This window comes from Streptomyces sp. SID3343 (assembly GCF_009865215.1).
Taxonomy (GTDB): Bacteria; Actinomycetota; Actinomycetes; order Streptomycetales; family Streptomycetaceae; genus Embleya.
The window spans coordinates 1-1,342 of record NZ_WWJX01001349.1 but is presented as its reverse complement, the minus strand read 5'-3'; the positions used below and the strand labels follow the sequence as shown (position 1 = coordinate 1,342).

The 1,342-nt window shown below is 74.1% G+C and carries 1 protein-coding gene; it reads right to left on the bottom strand.

All coding sequences use genetic code 11. The features are described from left to right. Window positions 1-581 precede the first annotated feature (581 nt). Window positions 582-1,342 (bottom strand): MFS transporter (locus tag GT354_RS42705; protein ID WP_161362254.1); only part of this gene is annotated, 761 nt, incomplete at its 5' end.

Genomic DNA, 1,342 nt, shown 5'->3' with positions numbered 1-1,342 from the left:
CGGCGCCGGCACGCGTGCGGCCGGGCCGGTGTCGGCAACGTGAGGGCGCCCGCGAGCCGGGGGGACACGATCCTGCGGGCAAGCGGTACGGGCCCGCGGGCGCTCGTGCCGTCCGCGAAGGCAGTGCCTGGAGAGCACGAGCGTTGCGGGTGCGAGCGCGCCTGCGGGGGCGCCCGACCTGCCTGCAGACGCAACCACGGTTCACGCACACGCATCAGGAATCAACCGCTGGCGGGGCCCGGTTCCGAGGCCGATTCGGTGTCGCCGGCCCAGTAGGGCGGTACGTCTGCGGGCGCACCCGGTTCACCCGCAAGTGCACCACCACCGGTCGCAGGCGCAGGTACCAAGGGGTCAGCCGCCACGTCGGACCGGCCCGCGAGGCCGGGTCGATGTCGCCGGCGGGCAAGTGGCCACCGGTCGCAGGCGTAGGCGCCAAGGGTCAGCGGTAAACGTGGGACCGGGCCACCAGGCCGATTCGGCGTCGCCGGCGCCCTGAAACCTCAGCCATCGATCCGAACAGCACGGGTGGGCGGGTGGGAACCACCACCCGCCCACCCGCAAACGCACGCCGAGCCCCCCGCTCAAATCCGGCGGGGCAGCAGGAACGCCAGCGGCACCACGAGCAGGACCAAGGCGGCGTCGACGGCGAAGGCCGCGTGGTAGCCGTGCAGGACGTCCGCCGGCGTGTTCGGTGAACCCGCCGCGGCGACGGTGACCAGGACGGCGAGGCCGACCGCGCCGCCGAGTTGGCGGGAGGTGTTGAGCAGGCCGGACGCGGCGCCCGCGTCCGGTGCGGCGACGCCCGCAGTCGCGCTTACCGTGACCGGCAGCAGCATCAGGCTGATCCCCGCGCCGGCTATCACCGACGCGAGTACGAAGCGCCACGGGAAGCCGCCGTCGGCCGGCAGCCACGCCAGCACCAACAGGCCCACGGTCGTGGTCAGGGATCCGGACACCAGCAACGGGCGCGGGCCGAACGTGCTGATCAGCTTGCGCGCGGCCAGCCCGCCGGCGATCAGCGCGACCGTCATCGGCAGCATCGCGGTCCCCGCGCGCAGCGCGCTGTAGCCGAGGATCTGTTGGAGGTAGAGCGAGACGAAGAACAACGCGGCCGTCATCGTCGCGCCCATGAGGACCATCACCAGGTTGCCGACCCGCAGGGCGGGCAGCCGCCACAGGCTCCGCGGCACGAGGGGATGCGCGGCGGCGCGCTCGACCAGGACGAACACGCCCGCGCACAGCGCCGCCGCGAGCAGGGTCCCGAGCACGCCCACCGAGGTCCATCCGTGGCCGTCGGCCCGCGAGACGCCGTAGCCGACCAGGCCGGCCGCCGCGGTCACCG